Annotated in this window: 18 protein-coding genes and 2 tRNA genes; 9 read left to right on the forward strand and 11 right to left on the reverse strand. The window is 72.3% G+C overall.

What is annotated here, in order from left to right:
• Positions 1–26 precede the first annotated feature (26 nt).
• Positions 27–590: a hypothetical protein gene (locus tag ASD18_RS01295; protein WP_056085848.1), complete on the forward strand. Its 564-nt coding sequence runs from the start codon at positions 27–29 to the stop codon at positions 588–590.
• Position 591: 1 nt separating this feature from the next.
• Here the strand turns inward: ASD18_RS01295 and ASD18_RS01300 are convergent, their stop codons facing one another.
• Positions 592–1,248 carry a TetR/AcrR family transcriptional regulator gene (locus ASD18_RS01300; RefSeq protein ID WP_082573423.1) on the reverse strand — a complete coding sequence of 219 codons (657 nt, stop codon included), beginning with the start codon at positions 1,246–1,248 and terminating at the stop codon, positions 592–594.
• Positions 1,249–1,377: 129 nt separating this feature from the next.
• On the opposite strand from ASD18_RS01300, the gene ASD18_RS01305 reads away from it, so the two are divergent.
• The gene (locus ASD18_RS01305; protein ID WP_056085849.1) at positions 1,378–2,835 is read left to right on the forward strand and encodes a PQQ-binding-like beta-propeller repeat protein; all 1,458 of its coding nucleotides are present in this window, start codon (positions 1,378–1,380) and stop codon (positions 2,833–2,835) included.
• A gap of 4 nt (positions 2,836–2,839) precedes the next feature.
• Here ASD18_RS01305 and clpB read toward each other — a convergent pair whose 3' ends face one another.
• Positions 2,840–5,434, reverse strand: a complete 2,595-nt coding sequence (clpB, locus tag ASD18_RS01310; protein ID WP_056085850.1) for an ATP-dependent chaperone ClpB — start codon at positions 5,432–5,434, stop codon at positions 2,840–2,842.
• A 109-nt stretch (positions 5,435–5,543) separates the two neighbouring features.
• Between clpB and ASD18_RS01315 the strand changes: the two genes are divergently transcribed.
• A complete protein-coding gene (locus ASD18_RS01315; protein WP_056085851.1) occupies positions 5,544–6,479 on the forward strand; it encodes an alpha/beta hydrolase in 936 nt (311 codons plus the stop codon).
• Here ASD18_RS01315 and ASD18_RS01320 read toward each other — a convergent pair.
• Positions 6,451–7,719, reverse strand: coding sequence for an ion channel protein (locus ASD18_RS01320; protein WP_056085852.1), 1,269 nt, complete (start codon positions 7,717–7,719; stop codon positions 6,451–6,453). The genes ASD18_RS01315 and ASD18_RS01320 overlap by 29 nt on opposite strands.
• Before the next feature lies 1 nt (position 7,720).
• Positions 7,721–8,716 (reverse strand): cation diffusion facilitator family transporter, encoded by a 996-nt coding sequence (locus tag ASD18_RS01325; RefSeq protein WP_082573425.1) that lies wholly within the window; start codon positions 8,714–8,716, stop codon positions 7,721–7,723.
• A gap of 102 nt (positions 8,717–8,818) precedes the next feature.
• On the opposite strand from ASD18_RS01325, the gene ASD18_RS01330 reads away from it, so the two are divergent.
• The 4 genes from ASD18_RS01330 (at position 8,819) to ASD18_RS01345 (ending at position 12,737) form a co-directional block, all read left to right on the forward strand.
• Complete coding sequence (locus ASD18_RS01330; protein ID WP_056085853.1) at positions 8,819–9,601, forward strand: VOC family protein; 783 nt, start codon at positions 8,819–8,821, stop codon at positions 9,599–9,601.
• Positions 9,602–9,612: 11 nt separating this feature from the next.
• A complete protein-coding gene (trmB, locus tag ASD18_RS01335) occupies positions 9,613–10,353 on the forward strand; it encodes a tRNA (guanosine(46)-N7)-methyltransferase TrmB (RefSeq protein ID WP_056085854.1) in 741 nt (246 codons plus the stop codon).
• Positions 10,350–11,114 carry a LysR substrate-binding domain-containing protein gene (locus tag ASD18_RS01340; protein ID WP_056085855.1) on the forward strand — a complete coding sequence of 255 codons (765 nt, stop codon included), beginning with the start codon at positions 10,350–10,352 and terminating at the stop codon, positions 11,112–11,114. Before trmB ends, ASD18_RS01340 begins: the two co-directional genes overlap by 4 nt.
• A 93-nt stretch (positions 11,115–11,207) precedes the next feature.
• The gene (locus tag ASD18_RS01345) at positions 11,208–12,737 is read left to right on the forward strand and encodes an APC family permease (RefSeq protein WP_056085856.1); all 1,530 of its coding nucleotides are present in this window, start codon (positions 11,208–11,210) and stop codon (positions 12,735–12,737) included.
• On the opposite strand, the gene ASD18_RS01350 is transcribed toward ASD18_RS01345, so the two are convergent.
• Both ASD18_RS01350 and ASD18_RS01355 read right to left on the reverse strand, forming a co-directional pair.
• The gene (locus ASD18_RS01350) at positions 12,738–13,127 is read right to left on the reverse strand and encodes a DUF5997 family protein (protein WP_200938555.1); all 390 of its coding nucleotides are present in this window, start codon (positions 13,125–13,127) and stop codon (positions 12,738–12,740) included. It abuts the gene before it with no gap.
• Positions 13,128–13,238: 111 nt separating this feature from the next.
• Positions 13,239–15,719: a glycogen/starch/alpha-glucan phosphorylase gene (locus ASD18_RS01355; RefSeq protein ID WP_056085858.1), complete on the reverse strand. Its 2,481-nt coding sequence runs from the start codon at positions 15,717–15,719 to the stop codon at positions 13,239–13,241.
• 160 nt (positions 15,720–15,879) lie between these two features.
• Here ASD18_RS01355 and ASD18_RS01360 point away from each other — a divergent pair, with 160 nt between their 5' ends.
• Complete coding sequence (locus ASD18_RS01360) at positions 15,880–16,272, forward strand: phage holin family protein (protein ID WP_056085859.1); 393 nt, start codon at positions 15,880–15,882, stop codon at positions 16,270–16,272.
• A 5-nt stretch (positions 16,273–16,277) separates the two neighbouring features.
• Here ASD18_RS01360 and ASD18_RS01365 read toward each other — a convergent pair whose 3' ends face one another.
• The 3 genes from ASD18_RS01365 to ASD18_RS01375 form a co-directional block, all read right to left on the reverse strand.
• Entirely contained in the window at positions 16,278–16,808 is a 531-nt protein-coding gene (locus ASD18_RS01365) for a M15 family metallopeptidase (RefSeq protein WP_235522217.1), read from the reverse strand.
• Positions 16,809–16,911: 103 nt separating this feature from the next.
• A complete protein-coding gene (locus tag ASD18_RS01370) occupies positions 16,912–17,286 on the reverse strand; it encodes a hypothetical protein (RefSeq protein WP_156387839.1) in 375 nt (124 codons plus the stop codon).
• Positions 17,287–17,375: 89 nt separating this feature from the next.
• Positions 17,376–17,448, reverse strand: a tRNA-Arg gene (locus tag ASD18_RS01375).
• Positions 17,449–17,548: 100 nt separating this feature from the next.
• Here ASD18_RS01375 and ASD18_RS01380 point away from each other — a divergent pair.
• The gene (locus ASD18_RS01380; protein WP_056085861.1) at positions 17,549–18,775 is read left to right on the forward strand and encodes a low temperature requirement protein A; all 1,227 of its coding nucleotides are present in this window, start codon (positions 17,549–17,551) and stop codon (positions 18,773–18,775) included.
• Between the two features lie 22 nt (positions 18,776–18,797).
• Here the strand turns inward: ASD18_RS01380 and ASD18_RS01385 are convergent.
• Together ASD18_RS01385 and ASD18_RS01390 are read right to left on the reverse strand one after the other, a co-directional pair.
• Positions 18,798–18,886 (reverse strand) — tRNA-Ser (locus tag ASD18_RS01385).
• A gap of 72 nt (positions 18,887–18,958) precedes the next feature.
• A complete protein-coding gene (locus ASD18_RS01390) occupies positions 18,959–19,555 on the reverse strand; it encodes a YdeI family protein (protein ID WP_056085862.1) in 597 nt (198 codons plus the stop codon).

Raw genomic sequence — 19,555 nt, forward strand, 5'->3', positions numbered from 1 at the left:
GTTCTCGCGGCTGGGACACTCGTGCGATGGACCTGGACGCGGTGCTCGCCCGGTTGGACGCCGCCGGGGTCTGGTTGGACCCCGGGCTGAGCGCCGACGAGCTCGCCGACGTCGAGCGGCGGTTCGGGTTCACGTTCTGCGCCGACCACCGCGAGCTCCTGACGCTCGCCGTGCCGGTCGGTGACCGCTGGCCGGACTGGCTCGACGAGGACGAGTCGTCCCTCCGAGCGCAGCTGGCGTGGCCGGTCGACGGGGTCGTCGTCGACGTCGTCGAGAACGACTTCTGGCCGGCGTCCTGGGGTCCACGACCGGCCGACGAGCGCGAGGCGGCGGCCCGCCTGCACCTCGCAGAGGTCCCGACGATGGTCCCCGTGTACTCGCACCGCTACCTGCCGAGCGGTCCCGCGGCGCAGGGGACGCCCGTCTTCTCGATCTACCAGACGGACGTCATCCACTACGGCTCCGACCTGGCGGACTATCTCGAGCGGGAGCTCCTCGGCCGGTCATCGCCGGTGCCCGCGCCGGACGCCTCGCTCAGGGTCCCGTTCTGGTCCGACCTGGTGGACGGCGTCGACCCCGCCGACCTGTAGGTCAGTCGGACAGCAGCGCCGCGACCTGGGCGCGCAGGGCGGCCGCCATGTCGGGACGGTCATCCGGGGTGTCGGCGGCGAGCAGCCACTGGATCTGCATGCCGTCCATCACCGCGACCGTGAGGCGCGCGGCCATGTCCGGGTCGATGCCGGGCCGCAGCCGGCCTTCGTCGCGCCGACGCTCGAACTCGGCCGTCGTGGACCCGACGACCGTGCGGTAGCGGGCCTGGAAGAACGCGTGCGCCGGGTGGTCCGGCGACGTCGCCTCCGCGGAGAGGGTCGCGAACAGCTCGACGATCCCGGGGCGGGCCGCGTTGCGCTCGACGATCCTCGCGAGGGCGTCGAAGTAGTCGTGCCCCGCGTCGAGGTCGGCCTGGAACGCCGCCTCGTCCACCTCGTCACGCCGCTCGAGGACCGCGGCGAGCAGTACGGCCTTGCTCGAGAAGTGGTGCAGCAGGCCGGGGTGGGAGATGCCGACGCGGGAGGCCACCTCGCGCAGGGAGGCCGTGTGGTAGCCGACCTCGCCGAACAGCAGCATCGCCGCGTCGAGGATCTCCTCGCGGGTCGCGCGGCCCTTGGCGTAGCCTCCGGCGCGCGCGGAGGACGCAGCGCTCGGCGTGGCGGGCGTCGTCCGTGCGGTCGTGACCTCGGTCGTCATGCCGCCCAGGATGCCACGCCCGCCAATGCCGACCAGATGGTCACCAGGGCTGCTTGAGCCCACGAGGGAGCCCCGCCGCGGAGATCGGGAGCAGGCCCGAGCGCCCTCACAGGTCGATAGCATCCGACCATGCCGCGCCGCGCCGCCCTCGTCCCGGTCGAGCTCGTCGAGGACAGCCAGCCCGAACCGACGACGCCCACGATGCCCGTCCGCCGCTCGCGCCGCCCCCTGCTCTGGTTGCTGGTCCCGGTCGTGGCGGTCGCCGTGCTGGCCGGCGCGCAGCAGGTGAGCGAGGCCATGGCGCGGGCGGCCGACGCGCGCGTAGCCGCACTGCCGGGCGCGATCGACCCGCTCGGCGACGGCATCGACGTCGTGTGGCGCTCCGACCCGATCGACCTCCCGCTCGCGTACGGGCTCGTGGCGCAGGAGGCGCTGCACGGCGTCGTCGTCGGACCCGACGGGTCGCTGACGTACCGGTCCGTCGACCTCGTGACGGGGGCCGAACGGTGGTCCGCCGACCTCCGCGGCCCGGACCCGGCACTCGTCGACCCGCTCAACACCACCCGCACCCGTTGCCAGCCCTGGGGCGCGGACCTCGCCGACCCGACGCAGGTCGTGTGCCTGGTCACCGACGTCTACCTGGGTCAAGCCGGCACGGGCGAGGCGGGCCGCGTCGCCTCGCAGTCGCGGCTGCGCGTGCTCGACCTGGCCGACGGGCAGGCGCTGGCCAACCGCGCGATCGCCCCTGTCGGCTCGATGGCGGTGCTCCCGGGCCTCGTCGCGACCGGCACCGTGGACGCGGCGAATCACCTGCTCGTCGTGGCGACCGACCCGCTCACCGGTGCGGAGCTCTGGCGGTACCGCGGCGCCGGACCCCTGCTCGGAGCCACCCCACCGCCGCCGGACGTGGCCGGGCTGGGTGGCCTCGTCTTCGTGGCCACCAGCACCGCCGACAGCCCGATGCTGCTCTCGGCCACGGGCGAGCGCATCCCGGTCGACGCCGCGACCAACGGCTGGGCGGGGACGGAGCAGGGCTGGCTGACGCTGCAGCGGCTCGAGGCGGGCCGCAACGACCCCGTCACCACCGTGTACCGGCCCGGCGAGCCACCGGTGGAGGTGGACGGGACGTTGCTGGACCGCAGCGTCGACGACGGCAGCGTGCCGGGCCTCGAGGTGTCGACGGGGCAGGCGTTGTACGGCTGGGACACGAGGACGGGCGCCCGGCGCTGGGAGGCCGACGTGGACGTCGCACCGGTCTTCCGACCGTCCGTCCTGGTGATCGAGGGGGTCGTGTACGTGGCGGGGTTCGACGACATCGTCGCGCTCGACGCGCGGACCGGCGACGTGCGGTGGACGTTCCCGCGCCAGGTCGGCAGCTACCGCGGGGAGCTGCTCACCGACGGCGCGCACATCCTGCTCGTCGACGCGCCCAGCGACGGCGTCGGGACCGGCTACGTGACCATCGTCGACCGTCGGGACGGCACCTTCGTCCACCGCCTCGCCCTCCCGGCCGGCGTCCGGGACGTCTTCTCCGCCGGGCGCCGGCTCGTCGACGCCGGATCGCAGGAGATCGCCGGGCTCGGCTGAGGAGTCACCGCCCGCTGGTGACCGTCAGGCCCTCGGCGCCCCGGTCGACCGCGACGACGTCCCCGTCCTTGATCTCGCCCGCGAGGATCTGCCGGGCCAGCCGGTCGCCGATCTCGCGCTGCACCAGCCGGCGCAGCGGACGAGCACCGTAGGCCGGGTCGTAGCCCTCGATCGCCAGCCACTCGCGCGCGGCCGGCGAGACCTCGAGCGTGAGCCTGCGGTCCTTCAGGCGACGACCCAGCGCCGCCACCTGCAGCTCCACGATGTGCCCGAGCTCGTCCAGCGACAGCGGGTCGAAGAGCACCACGTCGTCGAGCCGGTTGAGGAACTCCGGCTTGAACGCGGTCCGCACCGCTGACATGACCGCCTCGCGCTTCTGCTCGTCGGACAGGAGGGGGTCCACCAGGAACTGCGAGCCGAGGTTCGACGTGAGCACCAGGATCACGTTGCGGAAGTCGACCGTGCGCCCCTGGCCGTCGGTGAGGCGACCGTCGTCGAGCACCTGCAGCAGCACGTCGAACACCTCGGGGTGCGCCTTCTCCACCTCGTCGAGCAGGACCACCGAGTACGGCCGGCGCCGGACGGCCTCGGTCAGCTGACCGCCCTCCTCGTACCCGACGTACCCGGGGGGCGCGCCGACGAGCCGGGCGACCGAGTGCTTCTCGGCGTACTCGGACATGTCGATGCGGACCATGGCGCGCTCGTCGTCGAACAGGAAGTCCGCGAGCGCCTTGGCCAGCTCGGTCTTGCCGACGCCGGTGGGCCCGAGGAACAGGAACGAGCCCGTGGGCCGGTCAGGGTCGGACACCCCCGCACGCGCGCGCCGGACCGCGTCGGACACCGCGGCGACCGCGGGACGCTGCCCGATCAGCCGCTCGCCGAGCACGTCCTCCATCCGCAACAGCTTGGCCGTCTCACCTTCGAGCAGCCGGCCGGCGGGGATGCCGGTCCACTGCGCGACCACCTCGGCGACCTCGTCGGGACCCACCTTCTCGGCGATCATCGGCGGACCGTCGGGGGCCGCGTCGACCGAGGCCTCGTCGGCCTCGGCGGCCGCGATCTGCTCCTGGAGCGCGGGCAGCTCGCCGTACTGGATGCGGGCTGCACCGGCCAGGTCGCCCTCGCGCAGCAGCCGCTCGGCGTCCGAGCGCAGGGCGTCCAGGCGCGCCTTCAGGTCACCGACCAGGTTGTGCCCGGCCTTCTCCTTCTCCCACCGCGCGGTCAGCGACGCGAGGTCCTCGCGCCGGTCGGCCAGGTCCTTGCGCAGGCGCGCCAGCCGGTCGGCCGAGGCGGGGTCGTCGGACTCGGAGAGCACGACCTCCTCCATCTCGAGCCGGGTCACGGCACGCTGGAGCTCGTCGATCTCGATCGGCGACGAGTCCAGCTCCATGCGCAGCCGGGACGCGGCCTCGTCGACCAGGTCGATGGCCTTGTCGGGCAGCTGCCGGCCGGTGATGTACCGGTCGGACAGGGCCGCGGCGGCGACCAGGGCGGAGTCGGCGATGGTGACCTTGTGGTGCGCCTCGTACCGCTCCTTGAGCCCGCGCAGGATGGCCACGGTGTCCTCCACGGACGGTTCGCCGACGAACACCTGCTGGAACCGCCGCTCGAGCGCGGGGTCCTTCTCGATGCGCTCGCGGTACTCGTCCAGCGTCGTCGCACCGACCAGGCGCAGCTCGCCGCGCGCCAGCATGGGCTTGAGCATGTTGCCCGCGTCCATGGCGCCCTCGGAGCCGGCACCCGCACCGACGACCGTGTGCAGCTCGTCGATGAACGTGATCACCTCGCCGTTCGAGCCGGTGATCTCCGCGAGCACCGCCTTGAGCCGCTCCTCGAACTCACCGCGGTACTTGGCGCCGGCCACCATCGCGGCCAGGTCGAGCGCCACCAGCTTCTTGCCGCGCAGCGACTCGGGCACGTCACCGGCCACGATCCGCTGGGCGAGCCCCTCGACCACGGCGGTCTTGCCGACGCCGGGCTCCCCGATGAGCACCGGGTTGTTCTTGGTGCGACGGGAGAGCACCTGCACGACGCGACGGATCTCGGCGTCGCGGCCGATCACCGGGTCGAGCTTGCCGTCGCGGGCGCGCTGGGTCAGGTCCATGCCGTACTGCTCGAGCGCCTTGTACGTGCCCTCGGGGTTGGGCGTCGTGACCCGCGCGGAGCCCCGCACGGCGGGGAGCGCGGCGGCGAGCGCGTCACGGGACGCACCCTGCGCGCGCAGCGCGTCGGCGACACCGGACTGGCCGGTGGCGAGCCCGAGCAGCAGGTGCTCGGTGGAGATGTAGTCGTCGCCGAGCGAGCGCGCCTCGGCGGACGCGGCCTCCAGCGCGGTCGACGTCGGGCGGGACGCCGACGGCTGCGCGACGGTGGAGCCGCTGCTGGAGGGCAGGTTCACCAGCATGGCCCGGACGGCCCGTCCGAGCGCGCCGCGGTCCGCGCCGACGGCGTCGAGCAGCCCGTTGGCGACGCCGCCCTCCTGCTGGAGGAGCGCGTTCAGCACGTGCGCGGGCTCGAGCTGCGGGTTTCCGGCGGCCGACGCCTGCTGGATGGCGTCGCCCAGGGCCTCCTGGGACCGGGTGGTGAACTTGTCGTCCACGTGACCTCCTGTGTTCGTGTCTGCTTGTGGCAACCACCGCCAGAGTTGAGTCTATTCCGCTCAAGTCTGCGAGCCACCCCGGACGCTACCCCCGTGCGACGATCACGCCATGACCGACGACGTGCTCGGGCCCGGCTGGACCGCACAGACGCTTCCGCTGCGGCCGGACGGGCGGAGCCCCGACCCCGTGGCCACGCTCGTGCACCGCACCGGTTCTCCGAGCCGACGCGCTCTGCTCTACGTGCACGGGTTCGTCGACTACTTCTTCCACACGCAGTTCGGCGACGCGCTCGCCGCCCACGGCTACGACGTCTACGCGCTCGACCTGCGCGACTACGGGCGCTCGATCCGCGACGGCCGGCCGCCCAACCACGTCACCGACCTGGGCGCGTACGCCGAGGAGATCGACGCCGCCCTCCGGATCATCCGCACCGACCACGACGAGGTCGTCCTGCTGGGTCACTCGATGGGCGGGCTCGTCACGTCCCTGTGGGCGGACGCCCGCCGGGGCGAGCACCTCATCGACGCGCTGGTGCTCAACAGCCCGTGGCTGGACCTGCGCGGCTCGTGGTTCGAGCGCACGGTGTTCACCGCCGTGCTGGACGGCGTCGGCAAGGTCGCCCCGGACCTCCCTGTGGGCAAGATCGGCCCGTTCTACGGGCGCGCCCTGCACGAGGGCACCGGCGGCGAGTGGTCGTACGACCTCGCGTGGAAGCCGCACGACGGCTTCCCGGCCCGCGCCGGGTTCGCCCGGACCATCCGTCGCGGCCACGCTCGCGTCGCCCGCGGCCTGGACATCGACGTCCCGGTCCTGGTCCTGGCCTCCGACGCCTCCGGCCCCGACGACGTCTGGCACGACGCCCTGCTGACCACGGACTCGGTGCTGGACGTCGCGGACATCAAGCGGCTGGCCCCGAACCTCGGGCCGGACGTCACGTTCGTCGAGATCCCCGGCGGCACGCACGACCTGGCCCTGTCCCCCGCGCTGGCCCGCGACACGTACGTCGCCGAGGTGCTCAGGTTCCTGGACGCGCGTCTGGGCTGACCGGGTCCAGCAGCGGCGGCCGGTTGGTGACCACCAGCCAGGCCGCGAGCGTGGCGAGCACCAACCCGACCAGCAGCGACACCTGGGGCACCACGGCGACCGCCATGAACAGGCTCAGCCAGCCGTTGCGGGTGGCGGCGACGACGATCCCGACCACCGCCGCCCCGACCGCGAGCGCCAGCGGCACGGTGTCCCAGGCGGTGTGCACCGCGAACCCGAGCGCGACGCCGACGAACAGCGCCGGGAAGATGCGCCCGCCACGGAACCCGGAGGTGGCGGCCACCAGCAGCGCGGCCAGCTTGATGCCGGCCATGGCCAGGAACCCGAGGGCGGTCGTCGTGGCGGCCAGCCCCGGCAGCTCCTGCATCTGCGACAGCCCCTTGAACAGGGTCACCTCGCCGCCGAGCGCGCCGAGCAGGCCCAGCAGCAGGCCCCCGGCCGTGAGCATGAGGACCGGGTGGCCGATCCGCAGGAACAGCCGGTGCATCGGCACGAACAGGTACACGGCGACGAGCCCGACCGCGGCGGCGCCGACGGCGATGACGATCGCGTAGCCCAGGTCCTCCAGCCCGCCGTAGGTGTACGCGGGGACCTGCACGGAGAGGTCCAGGTCCTCCAGCTGGAGCATCGTGAGCGCCCCGGCGGTGGCCGCGACCAGCGGCGCGAACAGCCGGTCCCACAGGGGGATGCGTCGGTCGCCCGCGTCCAGCTCCGAGAGCAGGAGTGCGGCGGCGACGGGCGTGCCGAACATCGCGCCGATCGTGCCGGACACCGCGATGGCCAGCCACACGTTCGCCTTGACCTTCGGCAGGAAGCGCAGCCCGAGCGCCACCGCGAGGCCCACGTTGATCCCGATGATCGGGTTCTCCGGCCCGAGGCTCACGCCGCCCGCGAGCATGAGGACCAGGGCGAGGGCCAGCCCCGGCAGCACCCGCAGGCCCAGGGGCGCGGCGACCAGCTCCTGCGTCGCCGGGTCCGGGCCCGCGTGCCCCGGCACGTAGCGGATGACGAGCCCGATGAGCAGACCGATCGCGGTGAGCACCCCGATGATCCAGAGCGCGGAGTTCCGGTCCACGCCGACCGCCGCGCTGAGGTCGTCCCAGATCCAGCCCTCGAGCAGCCCGGCCAGCCGGCTGAGCGCGTAGAGGGTCAGCGCACAGCCGATCCCGACGATCGCCGCGGGCACCGCGAGCCGCAGCAGGCTCAGGACCGGCACCCGGAACTCCTGCTCGGTCGCCATGTCAGAGGCCCGGGTCCTGCGGCTCGGACAGGGAGAGCGTCGCGCCGACCACCGCGGGCGTCGCCGAGATCCGCCGCTCCAGCGACGCGAGCACGTGCGACGCGTCGTCCTCGGCCATGTTGCCCGCGAGGTCCACCGCACCCACCAGGTAGATCTGCCGCGCACCGACGAACTCGAGCCGCAGCTCGGTGACCCGGTCGATCTCCGGCAGCTCCAGCAGGGCACGCACGGCCGCGGCCTGCAGCCTCGGGTCCACGGCCTGGCCGACGAGGAACCGCCGGTTGCGGTCGATGAGCACCACCGCGACCACGGCCAGCAGCACCCCGACGAGGATCGAGCCCACCGCGTCGGGGACCGGCGAGCCCGTCACCTGGTGCAGCGCGATGCCGACGAAGGCGATGAGGATGCCGACGAGCGCCGCCGCGTCCTCGAAGAACACCGCGCGCACGGTCGGGTCGGACGTCTCCAGCACGTGCTCGAGCACGTCCCGGTCCTGCCGCGCCGCGGCGCGCTTCACCTGGCGCGACGCCTGCACGAACGAGATCCCCTCGAGCACCGCGGAGACCCCGAGGACGACGTAGGCGATGCCGAAGTTGCTGGCCGGCTCCGGGTGGATGAGCTCCTGGATGCCGTGCGTGATCGACACCCCGGCGCCTACGGCGAACAGTCCGATCGCCGCGAACAGCGACCAGACGTACACCTCGCGGCCGTAGCCGAGCGGGTGGCTCGGGTCCGGCGCCCGTGCGGCACGGCGCTGCGCGATGAGCAGGAAGACCTCGTTGCCGGCGTCGGCCCACGAGTGCGCCGCCTCCGCGAGCATCGACGCCGCCCCCGTCATCACGGCGGCCACCGTCTTGGCGACGGCGATGAGCAGGTTGGCGCCGAACGCGACGACGACGGTGAGCGTGCTCTCGCCGTGGGAGCCCTCGGTCGACCCCGCAGCGGACACCACGGCGACGGGCGCTTCCGTGGGGTCGCCCGCGGCGGAGGGTGCCATGAGACGTGACTAGCACAGGCAGCGGGTGATGTCTCCCCCACAGGACGCGTTCTGGCTGGTCGCCCGCGTGCGGCCACCGCGGCAGGGGTGTTGGGTGAGCGCATGACGACCCACCGCGAGGCCTGGCCCACCGGCACCCCGGCGTGGGCCGATCTCACGGTGCCGGACCTCGCCGCCGCGCGCGCCTTCTACGGTCCGCTGTTCGGCTGGGAGTTCGAGGTCGGCGGTCCCGAGGTCGGCTCGTACACGCAGGCGTTCGCCGACGGGCGCCGCGTCGTCGGGCTCGGGGAGCCCATGAGCGAGGATCCCGCCCCGCCGCCCGCCTGGTGCGTGTACCTCGCCACCCAGGACCTCGCCGCGACCGCCGACGCGATCGCCGAGGCCGGCGGGAAGCAGGTCGTCGCGCCGATGCCGGTCCTGGACCTCGGCCGCATGGGCATCTTCGTCGACGCCGCCGGGGCCGTGTTCGGGGTCTGGCAGCCCGGCGCGCACACCGGCTGGGACGTCGTCGAGGAGCCCGGCTCGGTGGTCTGGTCCGAGGTCATGGTGCACGACCAGCCCGGAGCCGTCGCGTTCTACGAGCGGGTGTTCGCCTACGACGTCGAGGACCTCAGCGCCCCTGGCTTCGCGTACGCGTCGGTGTCCGTCGGCGGCGCACCCGTGGCCGGCGTCGGTGGCTACGGCGCGCAGGCCGGGGCCGACGCGCCCGCCGCGTGGACCCTGTACTTCGGCGTGCCCGACACCGACGCGTCGGCCGCGCGCGTCACCGAGCTGGGCGGCACGGTGGTCAGCCCGCCGACGGACTCCGCGTTCGGGCGCATGGCGATCGTGGCCGGGCCGTTCGGCGAGGTCTTCGCGCTGATGGGGCCGACGGCCGACGCCTAGGCTGGACCCTCGTGACCCTCCCGTCCGACGCGTTCCGGCTCGTGGCGTCGCGGCCGCACGAGCCGCTGCGCACGTTCCACCCGCGTCGCGCTCCCCTGGGCCCCGAGCGCGAGGACGCCCTGCGGCACCTGTGGCCGCGGCTCGGGTTCTCGGTGCACGACGCGGGCTCGCCGATGCCGCCCTCCCCGGACGGCACCCTGGACACGGTCGCCCTCTTCGGGCGGTCGGCGCCGGTGGTGCTGGAGATCGGGTCGGGCATGGGCGAGACGACGACCGCGATGGCCGCCGCCGACCCCGCGCGGGACTACCTGGCGGTCGAGGCGCACCTGCCCGGCGTCGCGAACCTCCTCGGCCTGGTCGACCGCGCGGGGCTCACCAACGTCCGGGTGGCCCACGGCGACGCCCTCGACCTCGTGCGGACCGCCGTGGCCGAGGAGTCGCTCGACGCCGTGCACGTGTTCTTCCCCGACCCGTGGCCCAAGGCCCGCCACCACAAGCGCCGCCTGGTGCAGCCGTCGCACGTCGCGCTCCTGCGGTCGCGCCTGCGGCTCGGCGGCACCCTGCACTGCGCCACCGACTGGGCGGCGTACGCCGACGCGATGCTCGCCGTGCTCGCCGCCGACCCGTCCCTCGAGAACACCGTCGACGCGTTCGTCCCCCGCCCGCCGCACCGGCCGGTCACCAAGTTCGAGCGACGCGGCCTCGACCTGGGCCACGAGGTCCGCGACCTGGTGTTCCGGAGGATCCGATGACGTTCCGCATCCTGCTGGTCCCCGGCGTCAACCCCGACCGCTGGCTGCGCGTCTGGCAGCAGCGGCTGACGGACGTCCCGGTCGAGCTGGTGCACGCGCAGCCCGACGAGGCCGTGACGGTTCTGCGGTCGGGCGGCGCCGACGTCGCCCTGGTCCGGCTGCCGGCCGTCGGCGACGACCTGTCGACCATCCCGCTCTACACCGAGTCCACGGTGGTCGTCGTCCCCAAGGACCACGTGTTCAGCGTGGTCGAGGAGATCGACGCCGCGGACCTCGACGACGAGCTGCTCGTCGTGCCCCTCGACGACCAGCTGCGCTGGGCCGACCACCCTGGGACCGCCTTCGCCGGCGACCCCGTGCCGACCACGGCCGACGCGGTCGAGCTCGTCGCCGCCGGCGTCGGGGTGCTCGTCCTGCCGCAGTCGCTCGGGCGCCTGCACCAGCGCCGCGGGCTCGTCGCGCGGACGGTGCGGGACGCGCCCGGCTCCGCGGTCGGGCTGGCGTGGGTGACCGACCGGTACGACGACCTGACCGAGGAGTTCATCGGCATCGTCCGGGGTCGCACCGCGACCTCGTCGCGCGGCCGGGGCGCCCCGGCGCCGGAGGCGGCTCCGCCGAAGCCCCGCGGCGGCGCGTCGGGCAGGGGCGGGTCCGGCAAGAGCACGTCGGGCAAGGGCGGGTCCGGCAAGAACGCGTCAGGCCGCACGTCGCCGGCCAAGGGCTCCGCCACGCCCCGCGCACGCAAACCCCGCCCCCGCTGACCCGCCTCACCCAGCGAGAACGGCCGGCCCCGGGGCCCGCGGGAGTAATGTCCGGATCCGGGGGTACCGCGACGACGCGAGCCGGGAGGTCCGATGAGCAGCGCCCTGACCGACGAGTCCCCCGCACCGGCGAAGGGGCTGAGCTCCGGCAGCCTCGGGCTGTGGGGCAACACCGTCATCGGCCTCGCCAGCACCGCCCCCGCGTACTCGCTCGCGGCGACGCTCGGCTACGTGGTGCTGGCGGTCGGCGAGAAGTCCCCCGCCATGTTCCTCATCGCGTTCGTGCCGATGCTGCTCGTCGCGATCGCGTACCGCGAGCTCAACTCCGTCATGCCGGACTGCGGGACCACGTTCACGTGGGGCGCCAAGGCGCTCGGTCCGTGGGTCGGCTGGCTGGGCGGCTGGGGGCTGGCGGTGTCCGGGATCATCGTGCTGGCCAACGTGGCCGAGGTGGCCGCCGTCTACTTCCTGCGCGCGTTCGGCCTCGACGAGGTGGCCGAGAACCGCATCGCGGTCCTGCTCATCGGAGTCGGCTTCATCGCGGCCATGACGTGGGTGAGCTACCGCGGCATCCTGGTCAGCGAGCGTCTGCAGAACGTGCTCGTCGTCTTCCAGTTCATCGTGCTCGGGGGGCTGAGCATCCTGGCGCTCTGGAAGGTCTACGGCGGCACCGCCGGACCGCAGGCCGTGCTCCCGGAGTGGTCCTGGTTCAGCCCGGCCGGCCTGTCGTCGTCGGCCATCGCCGCCGCCGTGATCCTGTGCATCTTCATCTACTGGGGCTGGGACGCGTGCCTGGCCGTCAACGAGGAGACCAAGGACCTCGCGCGCACCCCCGGACGCGCCGCGGTGCTGGCCACGGTCATCCTGCTGGTCACCTACTGCCTCGTCGCCGTCGCCGTGCAGGCGTACGCCGGGTTCGGCACCACGGGGATCGGCCTGAACAACGAGGCCAACATCGACGACGTGGTCACCGTGCTGGGCGGTCCGCTGCTCGGGCCGGTGATGGCGTTCATCCTGCTGCTGGTCATCGCGGTGTCCGCGACGGCGTCGACCCAGACCACGATCCTGCCGACCGCCCGCGGCACCCTGGCGATGGCCGTCTACAAGGCCGTGCCGGAGCAGTTCGCGCGCGTGCACCCCGTGTTCAAGACGCCGTCGTTCTCCACGCTGGTCATGGGGATCACCGCCGGCGTCTTCTACATCGTGCTCAAGCTGCTCAGCGAGGACGCCCTGTTCGACTCGATCGCGTCGCTGGGCCTCGCCGTGGCGTTCTACTACGCCGTGACTGCGTTCGCGTGCGTCACGTACTTCTGGCGGTCCATCTTCCGCAGCGCCCGCAACTTCTTCCTGCGCGGCCTGTTCCCGCTGCTCGGCGGCGCCGGGATGGTGTGGGCGTTCGGCATCTCCGCGCGCGACATGCTGGACCCGGACTACGGGTACACGAGCTTCGGCGGGGTCGGCGGCGTGTTCGTCATCGGCGTCGGGATGCTGGTCCTCGGGGTGCCGCTGATGGTCGCGTGCGCAGCGAAGCTGTCCCTGCGTCCGTACTTCCGCGGGGAGTCCCTCAACCGCGACACCCCGGTGCTGGTGCCCGACTTCGAGCCGCCGCGCGGAGGCCTCTGATCAGGCCTTGCCGGTGGCGGCCTTGCGGTCGGCCTCGGCCTTGCGGTCCGCCTCGCGCGACTCCTGCAGGCGCTCCTCGAGCCGGACCTGCGCGGCGATCTCGCGCTCGCGGACCAGCCAGTTGGGCGGCTCGGCCTGCAGCGCCTCGATCTCCTCGGTGGTCAGCGGGTCCGTGATCCCGCCACGGGCGAGGCCGCTGATCGAGATGCGCAGGCGGCCGGCGATCACGCTGCGCGGGTGCGGCCCGTCGCGACGCAGGTCCACCAGCCACTGCGGGGGCGTGCGCTGCAGCTCGGTCAGCTCGTCGCGCGTGATCATCCGGTTCTGGAAGTCCTCCGGCGTGGCCGGCAGGTACACGTCGAGCTTGGCGGCGGCGGTCGACGCCTTCATCTCCTGGGACTTCTTCGCGGGTGTCACGCGACAAGGGTAGGCCCCGGCACCACGTCACAGCGTCCGAGGAAGTGAGCGCTCTGGCAGCCACTTCCTCGGACGCTGCGCGTGTCAGCGCTCGGGCGGGACCGGGTGGGTGTGCCAGATGCGGTCGATGTAGTCGCGCATCGAGCGGTCGGAGGAGAAGAAGCCGGACCGCGCCACGTTGAGCACGGCCGACCGCGTCCACGCCTCGGTGTCCGCGTACGCCTCGTCGACCCGGGCCTGCGCGTCGATGTACGCCTGGTAGTCGGCGAGCACCAGGAACCGGTCCTCCGACAGCAGGTTGGACACGATGGGCTCGAACGTCGTCCGGTCGCCGCCGGAGAACGTGCCCGACGCGATCAGGTCGAGCGCGTGCCGCAGCGAGCGGTTCTCCTCGTAGTACGACGTGGGGTGGTAGCCACGGTCGACGATGTCCGCGACCTCCGGCTCGAGCAGCCCGAACAGGAAAAAGTTGTCGTCGCCCACGAGCTCGCGGATCTCGACGTTCGCGCCGTCGTCGGTGCCGATCGTCAGGGCACCGTTGAGCGCGAACTTCATGTTGCCCGTGCCCGACGCCTCCTTGCCGGCCAGCGAGATCTGCTCCGACAGGTCCGCCGCGGGGATCAGCTTCTCCGCGAGCGTCACGTTGTAGTTGGCGGGGAACGCGACCGTGAGCCGGCCCTGCAGCGCGGGGTCGTTGTTGATGGTGCGGCCGACGGCGTTGATCAGGCCGATGGTCTGCTTCGCCATCTTGTAGCCCGGGGCGGCCTTGGCACCGAACGCGAAGGTGCGCGGCGTGACGTCCTCGATCTTCACGGCGCCGGACGTCACCTGGTCGTACAGGGTGACCACGTGCAGGAGCTTGAGCGTCTGGCGCTTGTACTCGTGCAGGCGCTTGACCATCACGTCCAGCATCGTGTCCGGGTCGATCGCGATGCCGTCCCGCTCCGCCAGCACGTCCACCAGCCGGAGCTTGTTCGCGCGCTTGACCTCGCGGAACGCCTGCCGGAACTCGGCGTCGTCGGCCAGCGGCTCGAGGTCCTTCAACCGCTCCAGGTCGGTGACCCAGCCGTCACCGATCGCCGCGGTGACCAGCTCGGACAGGCCCGGGTTGGCCAGCCGCACGAACCGCCGGGGCGTGACGCCGTTGGTGACGTTGGTGAACTTGTCCGGGAAGTAGTCGGAGAAGTCGTGCAGCACCTTGTCCTTGAGCAGCTGCGAGTGCAGGGCGGCGACGCCGTTCACCTTCGAGCCCGCCACGGTGGCCAGGTACGCCATCCGGACGGCCCGCTCGGGGTACTCGGCGATGATCGACATGCGGCGCACGCGCAGCTCGTCGTCCGGGTAGGCCTCCCGGAGCTCGGCCATGAAGTCCTCGTTGATCCGGTAGATGATCTCGAGGTGGCGCGGCAGCAGCTTGCCCAGCAGGTCCACCGACCAGACCTCGAGGGCCTCCGGCAGCAGGGTGTGGCAGGTGTACGCGAAGCACTTCTGGGTGACCGCCCAGGCGTCGGCCCAGTCCCAGCCCTTCTCGTCGACCAGGATCCGCATGAGCTCCGGGATCGCGATGACGGGGTGGGTGTCGTTGAGCTGGAAGATGATGCGCTCGGGCAGCTTGTGCAGGTCGAAGTCGCCGGGCAGCACCTGGTCGAGGAAGTCGCGGATCGAGCAGGCGACGAAGAAGTACTGCTGCTGCAGACGCAGCTCCTTGCCCTGCGGCGTGGAGTCCTCCGGGTAGAGCACCTTGGAGATGTTCTCCGCGAACGTCTGCGCGCGGACCGCCTGCGCGTAGTCGCCCGCGTTGAAGATCTCCAGGTCGAACGCGCGGGTGGCACGAGCGCTCCAGAGGCGCAGCGTGTTGACGCGGCCGTTCTCGTAGCCCGGGACCATGTAGTTGTACGGGACGCCCAGCACGCTCCAGCCCGGCACCCAGCGGCTCCGCGTCTCCCCGTCGTCGGCCACGTACTGCTCGGTGTGACCGCCGAAATCGACGGTGACCGCGGCCTCCGGGTGCGGGAACTCCCACGGCGACCCCAGGGCCAGCCAGTTGTCGGGCTTCTCCACCTGCCAGCCGTCGACGAACGTCTGGCGGAAGATCCCGTACTCGTACCGGATGCCGTAGCCGATGCACGGCACGTTCATGGTCGCGAGCGAGTCGATGAAGCACGCCGCGAGCCGGCCGAGGCCACCGTTGCCGAGACCGGGCTCGACCTCCGCCTCGCGCAGCTCCGCCAGGTCGATGCCCAGGGAGGCGAGCCCCTCCTCGACGACCTCGTCGAGGTCTGCGGCGAGCAGCGCGTTGTCCAGCTGCCGGCCGAGCAGGAACTCCGCCGACAGGTACGCGACCGACTTGGCCTGGATCTGGTACTGCCGCCGCAGCGTCTCCATCCAGCGGACCATGAGGTAGTGGCGCACGGTGCGGGCCATGGCGAGGTACTTGTCGTTGACCGAGGCGCGCGTGAGGTCGGTGCCCTGACCGAAGTTCAGCTCGCGCAGGAACTCACGGACGAAACCGTCGACCGTGTGCTCGGGGGTGGCGATGGGCGTGGGTGTCGAGTTCTCCGTCACCCGAGCCACGGTAGCGGGCGTCCCGGCCAACGACCGAGCCGTGCGATCACTCGTAACAAACGGACTGGTCACACCCTGGCGGCGCAGCGGCGCGCTTCCCTAGGGTGAGGCTCAGGGCCCGGGACTCGCTCCCCGCCCCCGACGCGAAGGAGCACCTCCGATGGTCGTCTTCCTCATCCGGGCGTTCATCTTCCTGGCCTCAGCGGCCCTCGGCCTGTGGATCGCGTCGCTGATCGTCGACGGGTTCACCGTGACGGCCTCGGGGTTCCTCGTCGCCGTGATCGTGTTCGCCGTCCTGCAGAGCATCCTCACGCCGTGGTTCCTCGTGATGTCCCGCAAGTACGCCAACGCGCTCACGGGTGGCGTCGGTCTGGTCTCGACGGTCGCGGCGCTGTGGGTGGCGACGCTCATCGGTGACGGCCTCACCATCAGCGGCACCTCCGCGTGGGTGTTCGGCTCGCTCACCGTCTGGATCGTCACCATGCTCGGAGCGCTGATCCTCCCGCTGATCTTCCTGCGCAACCGCGTGCAGAAGAACAACGCCGCGGTCTGAGGGGCTCACCAGCCGCTGGACGAGTCCGCGTGCAGCTCAGGGCACGCGTCCGCGCCCTCCGCCAGCAGCTCGAAGTGCCAGATCTCGTTCGCGTACGTGCGGCACAGGCCCAGCTCGAACCCGTGCTCACCGAGCCAGAGGGCGCCCTCCGTCGGGCCGACGTCGATCGCCGTCCCCTGCACGTGCGCCGAGGACTCGGGCGGGAGCACCCACCGCCGCGCCTCCTCGATCGACCCGTAGCGCTCGACCGCGTCGTCGACGATCGCCTGCTGCTCAGCCGCGGAGCGCCAGCCCGAGGTCAGGGTGAGGGGCACGCCGGCGAGCTCGGCAGCCGCCTGCGCGGCGGCGAACCGCTGCTCGAGCTCCGGGCTCAGCCCCTGAGCGGCCGTCGGGGTCGGACCCGGCGTCGCCGCACTGCCGAGCGTGTGCACGAGGCCGACGACGGCGACGCAGACCACGACGACCGCGCTCGCGACCGCCCATCGCGCACGGCGACGGCGCACTCGTTCCGGTAGTCGTCCGACATAGAGGGTCACGGTCCTCACTCTGCGACGGTCGGACGCCCCGGCGAATGGCCCTCAGGGCGGATCTCGGTCCTCGGCCGTTGGTCCCCCGGGCGGACCGCCGTCATCCCCCAGGTCAGTCGTGGTACCCCATCGGGAAGCCGCTGTCGCCCTCGGCCCAGACGTCGGTCGTCGCCCGGGGCGGCGGCACGTGCCGCACGTCCCCGCACCGCGTGCACCGCCACGTCGAGTCCACGGCGGCGACCCGGACGTACGTGTGGTCGATCGGGAGCTCGCACCACCACCAGGCACCGGGCGGCTCGTGGTCGGGCGTCCGGTCACGCAGCACTGCGACCAGGTTGATCAGGGCGAACACGGCCACGAGCGCGAGCACGATGCCCAGGAACGCTCCGCCGAGCCAGAACCAGGAGGTGGGGAGCAGCAGCGCCAGAGCCCCGCCGAGCGCGACGGCCAGCACCACCGAGCGGAAGACCACGCGTCGTCGTCGCATCGTACGCCTCCACCGGCGATCCTCCTCCGCCGGCCCGCCCGTGGGAAGCAGGAAGGCGCGGTGCCCATGGCACCGCGCCTTCCTCGATGTGCGCCCGAAGGGACTCGAACCCCCAACCTTCTGATCCGTAGTCAGATGCTCTATCCATTGAGCTACGGGCGCATGGCCCCCGAAGGGCCGCAGACGACGATACAGGTCAGGTGCCCGGTCGCCCAAACCGTGGGCACGTGACACGTCACACGCCCGTGGCAGGATCGCGCAGGTGACGACCACGCAGCGACTGGGCACCGGCGGCGGCCGGTGGGGCATGCGCGCGGACGTGCTCCGGCACGGGGGCGGCCACGACGGCAGCCGGGTCGGGTACATCGAGCTGTTCTTCGACCTCGTGTTCGTCTTCGCGGTCACGCAGCTGTCGCACAGCCTCATCGCGCACCCGGACCTCACCACCCTGCTGCAGACCCTCGTGCTCGCCTGGGCGGTCTGGTGGCTGTGGATCGACACCACGTGGGTGACCAACTGGCTCGACCCGGACAAGACCCCGGTGCGGACGATGCTGCTGGTCCTCATGCTCCTGGGCCTGCTCATGTCGAGCGCCATCCCGGAGGCGTTCGAGGGCAAGGCGCTGCTGTTCGCGGTGCCGTACGTGGCGATCCAGGTGGGCCGGACCGTGTTCACGGTGTGGGCGATGGGGCGGCACTGGCCGGAGAACGCCACCAACTTCGTGCGGATCACCGTGTGGCTGAGCGTGTCCGGGGCGTTCTGGATCGCGGGTGCGCTGGTCGACGAGCACCTGCGGCCGGCGCTGTGGATCACGGCGGCACTCATCGACGTCGTCGGCCCCCGGGCGCTGTTCTGGGTGCCGTTCATGGGTCCGACGGACCCGACCACGTGGTCCGTCCGGGGCTCGCACATGGCCGAGCGGGTGGCCCTGTTCCTCATCATCAGCCTGGGCGAGTCGATCATCGTCACCGGCACGGCGTTCGCGGAGCTGGAGCTCGACGCCACCACGCTGCTGGCGTTCCTCGCGGCGTTCGCCAGCACCGTGCTCATGTGGCTGCTGTTCTTCGACCGGTCCGAGCGGTCCGCCACCGAGTACTTCTCGTCGCGCGCGGAGCCGGGGATGGTCGCGCAGACTGCCTACACCTACGTCCCGTTCCTGCTGATCGCGGGGATCGTGCTGACGGCGGTGGCCGACGAGCTCGTGCTCCTGCACCCCCTCGGGCACACCGACACCTGGACCGCGGGGCTGATCTGCGGAGCCGCGGCGGTGTACCTGCTGGGGAACGCGTTCTTCCGACGGGCGACAGGTGGCCGGTGGTCGACGCCGCACCTGGTCGGCGTCGCGGCGGTTCTCGGGGTGTTCGCGCTGAAGGACACGGCCTCGCCGCTGGCCCTGAACTGGGTGTCGAACGCGGTGCTGCTGGCGGTGATCGTCGGCGACGTGGTGCTGGCGCGCCGGGGCCGGACGCAGCAACAGCCCGAACCCTGAGGGCTCGGGCTGTTCTGACGAGCGGAGACGGTGGGATTTGAACCCACGGAAGGCTTACGCCTTCACGACCTTAGCAGGGTCGCGCACTAGACCGGGCTATGCGACGTCTCCAGGACCAGCACAGGGTACCCGCGCCGGTGGCCCACCACCAAAGCGGCCCCTGACCTGCGGCGTCGTCGCGGCCTAGCTCTTCGGCACCCACTCGTTGGCCCGCTTGCCCTCCGCCGCGAGCCGCGCGGACTCCTCGATCCGAGCCGTGCGCGTGGGCTCGCGCTTGGCCTGCACGATCCAGCCGAGGATCGCGCGCCGGGTCGACGGCGGGAACGCGTCGAACTGCGCGCGCGATCCGGGGTAGCGGTCGAGCGCCGCCGCCAGGTCGTCCGGAACCACCAGGTTCTCGACGTCGTCGAGCAGCGTCCACGACCCGTCGGCCTTGGCCGCGTCGATGACCGTGCGGCCGGCCGGGGTCATCCGGCCCTCCGCCTCCAGCCGGACGATCCGCTCCTTGTTGGTCCGCGCCCAGCCGCTGCCGGGTTTGCGCCGCGTGAACCAGAGCATCCGGCGCTCGTCGTCGAGCGTCTTGCTCGTCGAGTCGATCCACCCGACGCACAGCGCCTCCTCGACCGCCCGCTCGTACTGCACGGTCGGCCTGCCGGTCGCGGTCTTCCACGAGACGAGCCACGCCCCGGGCACGGTGTCGTGGTGCGCGCGCAGCCAGTCGCGCCACTCCTCGAGGGTCTCGGGGTGCACCCGTGGGGCGTCGTCCCTGCGGTCGGCCAT

Origin of the sequence: Cellulomonas sp. Root137, from assembly GCF_001426725.1 — a bacterium.
Taxonomy (GTDB): Bacteria; Actinomycetota; Actinomycetes; order Actinomycetales; family Cellulomonadaceae; genus Cellulomonas.

Coding starts and splice junctions, on each gene's coding strand:
- ASD18_RS01305 (WP_056085849.1), top strand. CDS start 1,378: ATGCCGCGCCGCGCCGCCCTCGTCCCGGTCGAGCTCGTCGAGGACAGC.
- ASD18_RS01360 (WP_056085859.1), top strand. CDS start 15,880: ATGGTCGTCTTCCTCATCCGGGCGTTCATCTTCCTGGCCTCAGCGGCC.
- ASD18_RS01330 (WP_056085853.1), top strand. CDS start 8,819: ATGACGACCCACCGCGAGGCCTGGCCCACCGGCACCCCGGCGTGGGCC.
- ASD18_RS01325 (WP_082573425.1), bottom strand. CDS start 8,716: ATGGCACCCTCCGCCGCGGGCGACCCCACGGAAGCGCCCGTCGCCGTG.
- ASD18_RS01390 (WP_056085862.1), bottom strand. CDS start 19,555: ATGGCCGACCGCAGGGACGACGCCCCACGGGTGCACCCCGAGACCCTC.
- ASD18_RS01320 (WP_056085852.1), bottom strand. CDS start 7,719: ATGGCGACCGAGCAGGAGTTCCGGGTGCCGGTCCTGAGCCTGCTGCGG.
- ASD18_RS01340 (WP_056085855.1), top strand. CDS start 10,350: ATGACGTTCCGCATCCTGCTGGTCCCCGGCGTCAACCCCGACCGCTGG.
- ASD18_RS01295 (WP_056085848.1), top strand. CDS start 27: ATGGACCTGGACGCGGTGCTCGCCCGGTTGGACGCCGCCGGGGTCTGG.
- ASD18_RS01370 (WP_156387839.1), bottom strand. CDS start 17,286: ATGCGACGACGACGCGTGGTCTTCCGCTCGGTGGTGCTGGCCGTCGCG.
- ASD18_RS01300 (WP_082573423.1), bottom strand. CDS start 1,248: ATGACGACCGAGGTCACGACCGCACGGACGACGCCCGCCACGCCGAGC.
- ASD18_RS01345 (WP_056085856.1), top strand. CDS start 11,208: ATGAGCAGCGCCCTGACCGACGAGTCCCCCGCACCGGCGAAGGGGCTG.
- ASD18_RS01350 (WP_200938555.1), bottom strand. CDS start 13,127: ATGAAGGCGTCGACCGCCGCCGCCAAGCTCGACGTGTACCTGCCGGCC.
- ASD18_RS01315 (WP_056085851.1), top strand. CDS start 5,544: ATGACCGACGACGTGCTCGGGCCCGGCTGGACCGCACAGACGCTTCCG.